This window comes from Pararhizobium sp. A13, from assembly GCF_040126305.1.
In the GTDB taxonomy this organism is placed as follows: Bacteria; Pseudomonadota; Alphaproteobacteria; order Rhizobiales; family Rhizobiaceae; genus Pararhizobium.
On sequence record NZ_CP149511.1, the window covers coordinates 196,606 to 209,313 of the forward strand.

Consider the following 12,708-nt stretch of genomic DNA (forward strand, 5'->3'; position numbering starts at 1 on the left):
GGACATGTATATACGCAACAACCGGCGGTCGAAGATCGTCGCGACGGTCGGCCCGGCTTCAAATTCGCCCGACATGCTTCGGTCGCTGTTTCACGCCGGTGTCGACACGTTCCGCCTGAACTTCAGTCATGGCACCCGGGCGGATCATGCTGAGGTCTACCGGACCATCAGGGCTCTTGAGCAGGAACAGGATGCAGCCATCGCCGTCCTGCAGGATCTTCAGGGTCCGAAGATCAGGATCGGAGTGCTGGCGCATGGCAGGCTTGATCTCGCGCGCGGATCCACAATTGGATTTGTCTTCGGCCAGGAGGGTGGCGAAGGAATGAACGACATTCCGCTACCTCATCGGGAGATTTTCGAGGTAGCGGTGCCCGGGATGGACCTCCTGATCGACGACGGCAGAGTAAAGGTCCGGACCATGGAAGTGATGGACGGGCGTCTTGTTTGCGAGGTCATCAATGGAGGAACCCTGTCTAACCGCAAGGGGGTCAACGTGCCCGGCGCGATCCTCGACATTTCCCCGCTCACGGCGAAAGATCGTGAGGACCTGGAATTCGGGCTCGAGCTTGGCGTCGACTGGGTCGCACTCTCTTTCGTTCAGCGGGCACGCGACATGATCGAAGCCCGGTCCCTCGTTGGAGACAGGGCTGGCCTCATTGCCAAGATCGAGAAGCCGTCCGCCCTCTATGACATCGAGGATATTGTCAGGCTTTCGGACGGCATCATGGTTGCGCGAGGTGATCTCGGCGTTGAGATCCCGCCGGAGGACGTTCCGGGCAAGCAGAAGGAAATCATCCGTGCATGCCGGCTAGCGGCCAAGCCCGTGATTGTCGCCACACAGATGCTCGACTCGATGGTCAGTTCGCCAACGCCGACGCGTGCTGAGGCCTCGGACGTTGCCGGTGCCATCTATGATGGGGCAGATGCCGTCATGCTTTCCGCTGAGTCCGCAACAGGCGCCTATCCGGTGGAGGCGGTCGAAATGATGAGCCGAATCATCGAGAAGACGGAGAAGCACAAGCACTACCGGCCAATCGTTGAGGCAACGGAGCCCGATGTCGCTCAGTCACCGCCGCACGCGGTTGCCACCGCGGCCGCCAATGTTGCCGTGGCCCTGGGCTCGCCGGTTTTGGTTGCCTACACATCGAGCGGAACAACCGCGGCCAGGATTTCGCGTGCTAGACCGGCCTCACCCATTCTTGCCCTCGCTCCGTCCGAACAGGTTGCGCGCCAACTCAACCTGTTCTGGGGTGTGGTCGGCGTGCGATCACCGAATGTCCATACCTATGAGGCCTCATTGCTTCACGCGCAACAGGCCGCGCTGGATACCAAACTGGCAAATCCGTCCGATCACATTGTCATCGTGGCTGGATTTCCATTCGCGCAACGGGGCAGCACCAACAATCTCCGTGTTGTGCAGATCGCCGCAACCGAGAATCTAGAGATTGCGTAGATTGTATCGAGCAATAAGAGGGATCAGCGCATCATGGGCATGTTTCCGGTGCAGCCGTGCCGAGCGGCTTGCCGCATCGGCATCACCTCGCTCGATTGCATCTATGATTTCCGCATGCTCGCCGGCCGAGTGCAGCGGCAAGGGGCGCAGGTTGAGGGTAAACATGCGGGCGCGATGCAATTGATCGGCGACAGTCCCCGCCATCCGCATGAGGCGGCTGTTTCCGCTCTCTGTTACGAGGGTCTGATGAAAATCCTCATCCGCGACGGCCCATCGTGGAAGGTCGTTGTCAGCCAATGCATCCACCATCCCCGTTGTGGCGGCCTTCAGGAGTTGGATGACGGGCCCGCGCTCTTCCATCGGGAGCCGGGCGAGTCGTGCCGCCGCTGCCCCCTCGAGCGCGGTGATGACTTCGTAGATTTCCTCGATATCCGCGGGAGACAGGGCACAGATTATGATGCCCTTCTTGGGAAGTATCCGGACCAGCCCGTCTTCCTGCAGTCGCGCCATGGCTTCGTGCACCGGCGTCCGGCTCATGCCGAGCTGACGCGCAATTTCAATTTCCGCGGCCTGGTATCCGGGAGGAAATGCGTTGGAGCGTATCGCCTCTTTGATGGCGAGATAGGCGGCCGAAACCCGACCCGAAACGGTGCTGTCGGCGTTTGCTGAATTCTGTTCTGCGACCGGATCGCGCGGTGCGGCTCCGAGAATCTCAATCGTCTTGATCATGAACTGCCTAAAGTTGTTTCAACGCTCGTTATAGCCTCTCTCAAGGTGCTTGACAAACGGGTGTACATCGATAAATGTAAGCTTGCATGCAAGATGGCATGGAAAAGGATGTGGAGGCATCCTTCGCGATCTCAGGGAGGAAAGCGCGATGAAAAAGGTACTGTTGTCCCTCACGGGTGTCCTGTTTGCCATGTCCAGCCATCTGGCGCTGGCGCAGGAGAACTATCCAGATAGACCAATTACAATCGTGGTGCCCGCCGCAGCCGGAGGGCCGAGTGATACTGTGGCGCGCCTGGTGGCCCAGTCGATGTCCAAGACGCTGGGTCAGCAGGTGCTGATCGAAAACATGGGCGGTGCCGGCGGCTCTCTTGGTGCCGCAACCGTGGCGCAGGCGGACCCCGATGGCTATCGGCTGCTGCTCTATCATATTGGCGTAGCAACCTTCGCCGCGCTCTACCCCAACCTGACCTACAAGCCGATCGAAGACTTTTCCAGCGTCGGGCTGATCACCGAAGTTCCGATGACGGTCGTCGGCAGGAAGGATTTCGAGCCGAAGACGTTCACCGATCTCGTTTCCTATTTGAAGGCGAACGGGCCTGCCGTCACCTTCGGGACCGCTGGCACGGGTGCCGTTTCCGATCTCTGCGGCAGGTTGCTGCAGGATGCCCTCGACACCAAGATCACGCTGGTGCCTTACAAGGGCATGGGCCCCGCGATGACCGATCTCATTGGCGGCCGCATCGATCTCGCCTGCGACCAGACGACCAATACCATGACCCAGCTCAAGGCCGGCGAGGTTCATCCCTATGCAATCACGACGAAGGCGCGGATCGGCGTGCTGCCGGATCTTCCGACCGTCGCGGAGAGCGGCCTGCAAGGGTTCGAACTCAGCGCCTGGCATGCGCTGTGGGCGCCCAAGGAAACGCCTGAAGCCATCCGCAACAAGCTTGCAGAAGCGCTCCGCGCCGCACTCAAGGATCCGGTCGTGATCGAGCGTTTTGCAAGCCTCGGAACCGCACCAGTTTCGGAAGATCTGGCGACACCGGCGGCGCTTGACCAGAAGTTCGCGTCTGAAGTCAAGCGACTGACGAAGCTGATCAGCGAGAGCGGCAAGTAAGCTCAGTTGGGTCGGCGGCCGCGCCGCCGACCCGTCACTCGTCATGGCAACGAGCCATGAACCCGGCGCTTGATACGGAGCGCGATATCCTCGAATAGGAGCGAACTTCCCATGCGTGAATACAAGATTGCGGCCATTCCTGCGGATGGGATTGGCCCAGAGGTGATAGCGGCGGGTCTTCAGGTTCTGGAGGCGCTGGAACAGCGCAGCGGCGACTTCAAGATCCACTCCGAGACCTTCGACTGGGGTTCGGACTATTATAAGAAGCATGGCGTGATGATGCCGGCCGACGGGCTGGAGAAGTTGAAGAAGTTCGACGCGATCTTTTTCGGTGCCGTGGGCGCTCCGGACGTTCCCGACCACATCACGCTGTGGGGCCTGCGCCTGCCGATCTGCCAGGGGTTCGACCAGTACGCCAATGTGCGCCCGACGAAGATCCTGCCCGGCATCACGCCGCCCTTGCGCAATTGCGGTCCGGGCGATCTCGACTGGGTGATCGTGCGGGAGAACTCCGAAGGCGAATATTCCGGCCATGGCGGCCGCGCCCATCGCGGCCTGCCGGAAGAGGTCGGCACGGAAGTGGCGATCTTCACCCGCGTCGGCGTCACCCGCATCATGCGCTACGCCTTCAAACTGGCCCAGGCGCGCCCGCGCAAGCTGCTGACAGTCGTCACCAAGTCGAACGCCCAGCGCCATGGCATGGTCATGTGGGACGAGATCGCGGCCGAAGTGTCGAAGGAATTCCCGGATGTCACCTGGGACAAGATGCTGGTCGATGCGATGACGGTGCGCATGACGCTGAAGCCGGAGACGCTCGACACGATCGTTGCGACCAACCTGCATGCCGACATCCTGTCTGACCTCGCCGGTGCTCTTGCCGGCTCGCTCGGCGTCGCGCCGACCGCCAACATCGACCCGGAGCGCCGTTTCCCGTCAATGTTCGAGCCGATCCACGGCTCGGCCTTCGACATCACCGGCAAGGGTATCGCCAACCCGATCGCCACTTTCTGGACGGCAGCGCAGATGCTCGAGCATCTCGGTGAACGCGAGGCCGCCGCGCGGCTGATGAGCGCCGTCGAGCGCGTGACTGAAGCAGGCATCCTAACGCCTGACGTCGGTGGCACCGCCAACACGAAGCAAGTCACCGACGCCGTATGCGAGGCAATCGCAGGCTCAAATATCATCTGAACGGGAACACCGTCAGAGGAGGCCAGAGGGGGAGGAGACCATGGCTACACTCGAAAAGACCACCCGGAAAAACCTGATTGCCGGTGGCATATTCATCGCCATCGCGGCCGATTTCGCTGTGCAGGGTCTACGGTATGAGTTCGGGACCGCGACACAGATGGGACCGGGCTTTTTACCGGTGGTTCTTGCTTTCGTACTGGGTGCATTGGGCGTCGTCATCGGCCTTGATGGCTTGCGCACTGAGCCGGAGCCGACCGATGGTTCCGTCCCCTGGCGCGGACTCGTCCTCATCTGTCTCGCACTTGCCATCTTTGCAGCCGGAGCCCGCGATCTTGGGCTCGTACCCGTCGTCCTGCTTTGCACGTTCATGACGGCACTCGCGTCCCGCCGAAATTCGCTGGTATCGGCGGCTATGATGGCCGCCGTCATCGCCACTCTTTGCTATCTGGTCTTCAAGGTCGGGCTGGCAGTTGCCATTCCGACTTTCGGGCCGGTTTTCGGACTATGAGGTGCTTACCATGATGGATCTGATCTCGAATCTTGCCCTTGGCTTCGAAACGGCTCTCACGCCGATAAACATCGTCTGGTGTTTCGTTGGCGTGCTGCTGGGCACGCTCGTTGGCGTGTTGCCCGGCATCGGGCCGACGGCGACGATCGCGATGCTTCTGCCGATCACTTCTACATTCTCCCCAGTAACCTCGCTCATCATGCTGTCGGGCATCTACTACGGCGCCCAATACGGCGGGTCCACAACAGCAATCCTCATCAACCTGCCGGGGGAAAGTTCTTCGGCGGTGACAGCGATCGATGGCTATCAGATGGCCCGGAAGGGGCGTGCCGGCCAGGCATTGGCAACCGCGGCGCTCGGATCGTTCTTCGCAGGCTGCGTGGCAACCCTGCTGCTGGCGATCGCCGCTCCGCCGCTTGCCTCCATCGCGCTCGAATTCGGTGCGCCGGAATATTTTGCCCTGATCGTTCTCGGGCTGCTCGTTTCGATCTCACTCGCTCACGGTTCCGTCCTGAAGGCGCTGGGTATGATCGTCATCGGCTTGCTGCTTGGGACCGTGGGCCAGGACATCTATACGGGCGAGGAGCGCTTCACGTTCGGTCGCCTGGAATTGTCGCAGGGGATCAACTTCGTCTCGATTGCCGTCGGGATATTCGGGGTCTCCGAAATCTTCCGCAACCTTCAGAATGAACACGCGCGCGAAGTCGGCGTGAAGCACGTCACGAACCTTTGGCTGACGAAAGATGATTTCCGGCGGATTATCGGCCCTGTCCTGCGGGGAACGGCGCTTGGCTCGCTTCTCGGCGTATTGCCGGGCGGCGGCCACGTACTAGCGTCCTTTGCCAGCTATTCGGTCGAGAAGAACCTGTCGAAAAATCCGGCGGAGTTTGGCCATGGCGCGATCGAAGGCGTAGCCGGACCCGAGAGCGCCAACAACGCAGCGGCGCAGACGTCCTTCATTCCGCTGCTCACCCTCGGCATTCCGGCCCATCCGGTCATGGCACTCATTGTTGGCGCATTCATCCTGCAGGGGATCACGCCGGGGCCGGACGTCATTACCAGCCAGCCGGCGCTGTTCTGGGGCATCATCGCATCGATGTGGATCGGCAACCTGCTGCTGGTGATCCTCAACCTGCCACTGATCGGGCTGTGGGTGAAGATGCTGACCATTCCCTACCGTATGCTGTTTCCGGCCATCGTCACCTTTGCCTCGATCGGATGTTATTCCATCAACAACAACCCCTTCGACGTCTATGCCATCATCGTCTCCGGCATACTCGGCTACGTCCTGATCCGTGTGGGCTGCGAACCTGCACCCCTTCTGCTGGGCTTCGTTCTGGGCCCGCTGCTCGAGGAGCATCTCCGTCGGGCGATGATTATCTCCCGCGGTGACGCGACGGTGTTCGTCACAAACCCGATCGCTGCATCGCTGCTCGGCTTGGGTCTGGTCTGCGTAATCCTGGCGCTCCTACCATCGATCCGTTCCAAGCGCGACCAGGTGTTCGTAGAAGACGACTGATGCCGGGCATTCGCTTTTTGTCTGGAGCGAGGGCGAGTTTTCAAGTGCTGCGAGTGCGATAGTTACCTCAATGTTTCGCGACTGTCGCATCTCCGAAAAGTTCCATAAATCGGCTTACGCCGCGAACGGTGATCTCAGGATTTCCCGGACCTCTTTCACAGCCGACAGTGATATAACCGCTCTTTCAAGTTTGTATCCGGCATCCGATCGGCCACCTGCGGACCAAAGATCGACTTGGCGGCCGAGCAAGTTACCCACATTGAGTCCGTTATAGTCGGCTACCGGTCTCTATGAGATTCAGGCGTGTAGGAATAGCAATTATACCAGATGTTGGCTTTTCCAAGCACAACCATGACACTCTCTGCCCACGACAGGGGAGGCTCGTTCGGTTTCGTTTGCACGGACGTAGGCAATTGCTATCTCCTCTCCAAAAATCGGCGGTAGCCAATCGATTGTCTTTCTTCCATATCGGCGGCGCTACGGAAGTATCGAGAAATATCAGCGTCCACCGCGCGCTTGGTCAGGCAGCCGGGGGGGGCCTGATGACGTCTGCGGCGACGGACCGGATACCGGCTGCATCGAGCTTGTAATGGGCGTAGAGATGCGTCGGCGGTGCGATCAGGCTGTATTCGTCATATATGCCGTGCCGTTTCAGACGCACGGGCATTCCTTCATCCGACAGTACCTCCGCGACGGCGCCGCCAAGGCCGCCGAGAACGTTGTGTTCTTCAACGGTCATGATGCGTCGGCACCCGGCGGCCGCATTAAGGATTGCGTCCCTGTCGATCGGCTTGACGGTCGCCATGTCGATAAAACCGACGCTGTAGCCTTCAGCCCGAAGGGCTCTTGTGGCCTCCAGGCCGGGATGGACGGTGGAGCCTGTTGCGATGATCGTCAGGTCCGTTCCCTCGAAATGCACGATGGCCTTTCCGAACGTGAAGGGCAGGCGATCTGGATAGACCTCGGGATCCCGGCCGCGTTGGATGCGGATATAGATGGGGTCCGGGTAGTCGTTCGACGCCTTGATGACCTCCATCAGCTGGTTTGCATCGGCGGGCGCCACGACGGTGAGGTTGGCGATGGAGCGCGCAATGGCAAGGTCTTCCGTGGCGTGATGGGATGTTCCGTAGAATCCGAGCGAGATACCGGCGTGGTGGCCGATCAGGCGCACGGGAAGTTTGGAGTAGGCAACGTCCATGCGGATCTGCTCGCAACAGAGCAGGGCAAGGAAGGAGGCGAAGGTCGCGACGTAGGGTTTCATCCCGACCGCTGCCATGCCGGCGGCGGCCGACACCATGTTCTGCTCGGAAATCCCGAACTGCACGAAGCGGTCCGGCTGCGCCTTGTGAAACTTCGACAGGCCGTTGGAATATTGCAGATCCGCCGTTCCCGCGACGATCGGTTCGCCGCGCGCCACCAGTTCGAGCAGGGCATCGGAGAGGGCATCGAGGCCGGGGGTCATGGCGTTCAGCTGGCGATACTGCCAGGACTTGTCGGAAAGTGGCTTGTTCATCTCAGATCTCCATGGCCTCGATTTCGGCAACAGCACGGGCAGCGTCGGACGGATCGAGATATCCGAGGTGCCAACCCGGCTCGGTTTCCATGTAAGAAACGCCTTTACCCTTCACTGTCTGCGCGATCACCATGACCGGCTTCGTCCGATCCGCATCTGCTTTTAATCTCCGCAGGAGGGTGGTGACGTCTGCCATATCGTGGCCGTCGACGACGTGCGTCTCCCAGCCGAAAGCGCGCCATTTCTCTTCGATGGGCTCGACCCCGACGACGTCGTCGACGGCGCCGTCGAGTTGGTAGCCGTTGCGGTCGATGATGCCGATGAGGCGGCCGAGCCTATTGTGGGCGCCGAACAGCGCTGCCTCCCAGACCTGACCCTCCTGAAGCTCGCCATCGCCGATCATGACGAAGGTGAAGAAATCCTGGCCAAGCATGCGTGCCGCCAACGCCATTCCGCAACCGGCTGAAAGTGCGTGGCCGATCGAACCGGAGCTGAAGTCGATTCCCGCCACCTTAGTCATGTCGGGGTGGTCGCCGAGCGGACTGCCGAGCCGCGTATAGCCGTCGAGAAGAGCGGGATCGATAAAGCCGAGATCCGCGAGGATCGGAAACAGGCCGACGGCGGCGTGTCCCTTGCCCATCATGAAGCGATCGCGATCCTGCCATTTCGGGTCCCCGCGCCGCAGGTTCATCACATCGTAGTAGAGCGCCGAGAAGAGTTCGGCGGCTGAGAAGACCGATGTGTAGTGGCCGACCTTGGCGATTTCGATCAGCCGGATGGTTTCGAGCCGGCAGAATTTTGCCCTGTCCTTGAGGTAGGCGATTTCGTCTGCGGTGGGGCGGAACCGTTCATCGTTCGAACGCGGGTTGGCTTCAGCAAAGTCGGGTTTGGTCACGTCAAGTCCTCGTCGTTCCGCGCTGCCGGTAGAGGCGAACGCGATTGCGACCAAGACTTAACAAGTTGAAAGCGCGCCCGCAGCCGCTTTTCTCTGAAAACAATCTTCGAATTTTCCAAAGAAAATAACGGGTTCGCCTGTGTTACTCACCGAACATCTATCGTGCAGAAATCCCAGACGAGGAGATATCGGATGAAAGACGGGATGTTCGTTTTCGATGCTGCGGTACACACACAAGACTTCGGCGACAATCAGATCAAGGACGGAAGCGACGGGAGGCGGGTCCGCCTGCTGCGATCGCAGATCACGGGCTTCATCAACCTGACGGGCCGCAAGGGTCCGCCGCCGGAAACCTCGACCTTCTCCAATCCGGACCTGGAGTGGGGCAACAAGATGCTGTTCGAAAACTCCGATACCGACATGGCATCCGCCTGCTCGGTGCCACTGTTCTCGCATTGGCGGGCGGGCCTCGGCCCCGTCGAGCTCAGCGATGCCTTCGCCAAGTCGAACCCGAAGCGTGTCGTCCTGACCGGCGGGGTCGATCCGGCCTATCACGGGCTCGATTTCGCGCTGAAGGAAATGGAGCGGCAGGTCAAGGAACTGGGTGCCGTCAGCATGAAATTCTACCAGTATCAGCGCCGCGGATGTTCCTGGCGGGCCGACGATCGGGACATTGCCTATCCGCTGTGGGAAAAGGCAATCGATCTCGGGATCAAGATGGTGCAGTTCCACAAGGGTTTTCCGCTGGAGCTCGGCCCTGTCGAGGCATTCAAGCCGAACGATATCCAGTATGCAGCAGCCGATTTTCCGGAGCTGAATTTCGGAATCCATCATCTCGGCGATCCCTATGTCGACGAAACTATCTCGATTGCCAGCCGCTTCGACAACATCTTCCTCATTCTGCCGCTCTGGTTCAACCAGTACTACCTGCAGCCCTGGAAGATGCTGGAGCGGCTCGGCGAAGCCCTGCTTTTCGTCGGCTCGGACCGGATCTGCTACGGATCGGAGGCTTTCATTTGGCCGCATGTCCAGACCTACATCGACACCTTGGCCAATCTCGAAATGCCCGAAGAACTCCAGGAACGCTACGGCTATCCGGAGATCACGCGCGAGATGAAGGAGAACATGCTCGGCAAGGCGTTCGCGCGGGGGATGGGGATCGATATCGAGGCGAAGAAGATCGAACTGGGGCTGGTGGCATGAGTGGGGCACCATCTATCTCGCCCGAAGCGCTGGAAGCGGCATTCGCCCGGGTGCGGCCGCTTATTCTCGGCCATGGCGGTGATATCGAGGTATCCGATATTTCCGCCGAGGGTGTCGTCAATATCCGGCTTCTGGGCGCCTGCAAGGCATGCCCCAACATGGCGATGACCTATGTGGGGCCGATCCGTTCCTACCTGATGGATGTGGACGGCGTGACGGATGTCCGGTGCGAGCAGGTCAACGTCGGGCCGAAAGCGCTCGACCGACTTGCGCGCAGACTGGGCGCGCGTCCGATCCCGGCGGCTGCCTCTCCCGTGCCGTAGACCCTACACTCCGGGAATATGATCGAACAAAAAGATGCGGGGGCCTGGCTCCCGCATCTTTGTTTGGAGAGCCGCGACTGCGTCGCGGCATGCCGCTTTCAGGGGATGATCTTTTCAGCGCGTAGGCGATCGAAGACATCGATGAATGATTGTTCGGTGTCTTGGGTTTCTGTAAAGCCCAGCGCCCGTGCCTTGGCCGTCGAATGCACGCATTCCATCGGACGGCCGAGATCTAGATCGGTGTGCCAGGCGGAGGCAAGCTTGTTGAGCGTGTTGGGTTGCAGGCCATGCGCCTTGACGAGTTCGTCCCATGCGGGGCCGGACCCTTTCATCTGGTCTACGAGCGAATTGAATTCGCCCGGATAGTCGGCGACCGGAACGCCAAAATAGTCGGCGATGCGCTGCCACAGTTGCTCCCACCGGAAGACGTCGCCGTTCACCGCATTGAACGCTTCGTTTCGGGCATTCGGCTCGGTACCCGCCCACACGATCTGCTTGGCAAGGATTCGAGCGTCCGTGATGTCATTCAGGCCCCGATAGGCGGTGGCGCTGCCGGGAAAGCGGAAGGGTTGCCCCGTCGCCTTGCAGATCGAGGCATGCGTTGCCAGCGTGGCGCCGATGTTCATCAGGTTGCCGACCGCATAGCCGATAATGGTATGAGACCGGTGCACCGACCAGCCGAAGCCGTATTTCGCACCGTAATCCATCACCACGTCTTCGAGCTCGTAGTAGAAGTTCTTCTTGTGTAAACGGGGCGCCGACTCCCGGAACGGCGTGACCGGGTTGACCTTGCCGTAGTCCTCGAAGGGTCCGAGATAGTGTTTGGTGCCGGTGACGACGCCGACATGCTGTACGCTGCCTTTCTCGACGAAGGCATCGAGCACCGTGCGCAGCATGTTGCCATTCAGACGGATGTTCTCGTCCTCGTTGGCGCCGAGCGTCCAGGAGCAGTAGAAGATGTGAGTGGGGGCGAGATCTGAAAGCGAGGCGATCGCTGCCTCCCGGTCAAGCAGGTCGACACTGTGCGACCGGATGTAGGAAGCGCCGACCGGCGGTCGCCTCGACAGCCCATGGATTTCCCAACCACCTTCGCTGCGAAGATGCTCGGCCACATTCAATCCGACGATCCCGGTTGCCCCGACGATCAGCGCGCGCTTCTGGTACATATCTACCTCTCTTGTTTGGAAAGAGGATGGAGGATGGCTGCTGACACGCTTGCCGGAAATCCCCTTCGCGGAATAAGTAAAATGAAAATTGTTCACAGATGGAGCCGCCATGCAAAATCGCGCGTTGGAGATGGAGGTATTCGTCTGCGTTGCCGAGTCCGGCAGCTTTTCAAATGCGGCCGAGAAACTAGGGCTTTCTCCATCGGCAATCAGCAAGCTCGTCGCGCGACTTGAACAGCGTTTGGGCGTGCAACTCGTCGTCCGCTCCACGCGGTCGCTGCGCCTGACATCGGAAGGCGAGGCATTTCACTCCCTGTCTCGATCCATCCTGCAGGATATCTCTGTGGTGGAAGCCCAGGTCGCACGGCAGTCCGAAAGTGCCGCCGGCGTTCTCAAGGTGAGCTGCAACGTTCCGTTCGGGGTCCACGCCGTCTGTCCGCTGATCCCACAGTTCCTGGCCGAGAATACCGGCATGAAAATCGATCTGGAGCTCAGCGACGAGCCCGTCGATCTCATCCTGGAACGGACCGATCTGGCGATCCGCACGGGAAGTCTGCAGGATTCATCCATGAAGACGAGGCGCCTCCTGAATTCGCCACGGCATGTGGTGGCAAGCCCGGAATACCTGCGCCTGCATGGCAGCCCGGGTCACCCTAACGACCTGAGGAAACACAACTGCCTGACCATTGCCGGCAAACCGCAGCACTCCACGTGGAATTTCAGAGATGTCGACGATAGCGGCGTCGGGATCGTGGTTCCGGTTGCCGGCAATCTCGCGGTCAACAACGGCGAAACGCTAAGGTGTTTTGCGCTTGCGGGGCTCGGTATTGCCAGGCTTTCCGAATTCCACGTCGGCAGGGACCTGGAGGAGGGGAGGCTGGTTGCGCTGCTGACCAAGTACGACGCACAAGAGGCCGAACCTATCAGCGCCATCTATTCCGCACAGTCCCATGTCCCTCAGCGGATCCGGCGTTTTCTCGACTTCCTCGTCGCCAATCTTGCCGATTCCAACCGATCAAAATGATCATTTGATAAATTATCACTTGATCATTTCTTGGGCTGGTGTTACCCATATTCTTGCCTAGGGAGTGGGC

At 60.1% G+C, this 12,708-nt stretch carries 12 protein-coding genes; 8 read left to right on the forward strand and 4 right to left on the reverse strand.

Going from position 1 to position 12,708, the window contains the following annotated elements:
* Positions 1-4: 4 nt before the first annotated feature.
* Positions 5-1,453, forward strand: a complete 1,449-nt coding sequence (gene pyk / locus WI754_RS22480; protein ID WP_341487516.1) for a pyruvate kinase — start codon at positions 5-7, stop codon at positions 1,451-1,453.
* Here the strand turns inward: pyk and WI754_RS22485 are convergent.
* On the reverse strand, positions 1,439-2,182 hold the full coding sequence (locus WI754_RS22485; protein WP_341487517.1) for a GntR family transcriptional regulator: 744 nt from the start codon (positions 2,180-2,182) through the stop codon (positions 1,439-1,441). The genes pyk and WI754_RS22485 overlap by 15 nt on opposite strands.
* A gap of 148 nt (positions 2,183-2,330) precedes the next feature.
* Between WI754_RS22485 and WI754_RS22490 the strand changes: the two genes are divergently transcribed.
* From WI754_RS22490 to WI754_RS22505, 4 genes are all read left to right on the forward strand, one after another.
* Positions 2,331-3,299 carry a tripartite tricarboxylate transporter substrate binding protein BugD gene (locus WI754_RS22490; protein ID WP_341487518.1) on the forward strand — a complete coding sequence of 323 codons (969 nt, stop codon included), beginning with the start codon at positions 2,331-2,333 and terminating at the stop codon, positions 3,297-3,299.
* A gap of 111 nt (positions 3,300-3,410) precedes the next feature.
* On the forward strand, positions 3,411-4,487 hold the full coding sequence (locus WI754_RS22495; RefSeq protein WP_341487519.1) for a tartrate dehydrogenase: 1,077 nt from the start codon (positions 3,411-3,413) through the stop codon (positions 4,485-4,487).
* A 40-nt stretch (positions 4,488-4,527) separates the two neighbouring features.
* A complete protein-coding gene (locus WI754_RS22500) occupies positions 4,528-4,995 on the forward strand; it encodes a tripartite tricarboxylate transporter TctB family protein (protein ID WP_341487520.1) in 468 nt (155 codons plus the stop codon).
* Positions 4,996-5,008: 13 nt separating this feature from the next.
* Positions 5,009-6,514: a tripartite tricarboxylate transporter permease gene (locus WI754_RS22505; RefSeq protein WP_341488051.1), complete on the forward strand. Its 1,506-nt coding sequence runs from the start codon at positions 5,009-5,011 to the stop codon at positions 6,512-6,514.
* 520 nt (positions 6,515-7,034) lie between these two features.
* Here WI754_RS22505 and WI754_RS22510 read toward each other — a convergent pair.
* Both WI754_RS22510 and WI754_RS22515 read right to left on the reverse strand, forming a co-directional pair.
* A complete protein-coding gene (locus WI754_RS22510; protein ID WP_341487521.1) occupies positions 7,035-8,027 on the reverse strand; it encodes a transketolase C-terminal domain-containing protein in 993 nt (330 codons plus the stop codon).
* 1 nt (position 8,028) lies between these two features.
* Positions 8,029-8,922 carry a transketolase gene (locus WI754_RS22515; protein ID WP_341487522.1) on the reverse strand — a complete coding sequence of 298 codons (894 nt, stop codon included), beginning with the start codon at positions 8,920-8,922 and terminating at the stop codon, positions 8,029-8,031.
* Positions 8,923-9,114: 192 nt separating this feature from the next.
* Between WI754_RS22515 and WI754_RS22520 the strand changes: the two genes are divergently transcribed.
* Together WI754_RS22520 and WI754_RS22525 are read left to right on the forward strand one after the other, a co-directional pair.
* A complete protein-coding gene (locus WI754_RS22520; protein ID WP_341487523.1) occupies positions 9,115-10,125 on the forward strand; it encodes an amidohydrolase family protein in 1,011 nt (336 codons plus the stop codon).
* On the forward strand, positions 10,122-10,448 hold the full coding sequence (locus WI754_RS22525; protein WP_341487524.1) for a NifU family protein: 327 nt from the start codon (positions 10,122-10,124) through the stop codon (positions 10,446-10,448). Before WI754_RS22520 ends, WI754_RS22525 begins: the two co-directional genes overlap by 4 nt.
* Positions 10,449-10,546: 98 nt before the next feature.
* Here the strand turns inward: WI754_RS22525 and WI754_RS22530 are convergent, their stop codons facing one another.
* Entirely contained in the window at positions 10,547-11,614 is a 1,068-nt protein-coding gene (locus WI754_RS22530) for an SDR family oxidoreductase (RefSeq protein WP_341487525.1), read from the reverse strand.
* A gap of 109 nt (positions 11,615-11,723) precedes the next feature.
* Between WI754_RS22530 and WI754_RS22535 the strand changes: the two genes are divergently transcribed.
* On the forward strand, positions 11,724-12,638 hold the full coding sequence (locus WI754_RS22535; RefSeq protein WP_341487526.1) for a LysR family transcriptional regulator: 915 nt from the start codon (positions 11,724-11,726) through the stop codon (positions 12,636-12,638).
* Positions 12,639-12,708 lie beyond the last annotated feature (70 nt).

Bases quoted from the DNA above. Each gene is read 5' to 3' on its own strand.
- pyk (WP_341487516.1), top strand. From the start codon at position 5: ATGTATATACGCAACAACCGGCGGTCGAAGATCGTCGCGACGGTCGGC.
- WI754_RS22485 (WP_341487517.1), bottom strand. From the start codon at position 2,182: ATGATCAAGACGATTGAGATTCTCGGAGCCGCACCGCGCGATCCGGTC.
- WI754_RS22490 (WP_341487518.1), top strand. From the start codon at position 2,331: ATGAAAAAGGTACTGTTGTCCCTCACGGGTGTCCTGTTTGCCATGTCC.
- WI754_RS22495 (WP_341487519.1), top strand. From the start codon at position 3,411: ATGCGTGAATACAAGATTGCGGCCATTCCTGCGGATGGGATTGGCCCA.
- WI754_RS22500 (WP_341487520.1), top strand. From the start codon at position 4,528: ATGGCTACACTCGAAAAGACCACCCGGAAAAACCTGATTGCCGGTGGC.
- WI754_RS22505 (WP_341488051.1), top strand. From the start codon at position 5,009: ATGGATCTGATCTCGAATCTTGCCCTTGGCTTCGAAACGGCTCTCACG.
- WI754_RS22510 (WP_341487521.1), bottom strand. From the start codon at position 8,027: ATGAACAAGCCACTTTCCGACAAGTCCTGGCAGTATCGCCAGCTGAAC.
- WI754_RS22520 (WP_341487523.1), top strand. From the start codon at position 9,115: ATGAAAGACGGGATGTTCGTTTTCGATGCTGCGGTACACACACAAGAC.
- WI754_RS22525 (WP_341487524.1), top strand. From the start codon at position 10,122: ATGAGTGGGGCACCATCTATCTCGCCCGAAGCGCTGGAAGCGGCATTC.
- WI754_RS22530 (WP_341487525.1), bottom strand. From the start codon at position 11,614: ATGTACCAGAAGCGCGCGCTGATCGTCGGGGCAACCGGGATCGTCGGA.
- WI754_RS22535 (WP_341487526.1), top strand. From the start codon at position 11,724: ATGCAAAATCGCGCGTTGGAGATGGAGGTATTCGTCTGCGTTGCCGAG.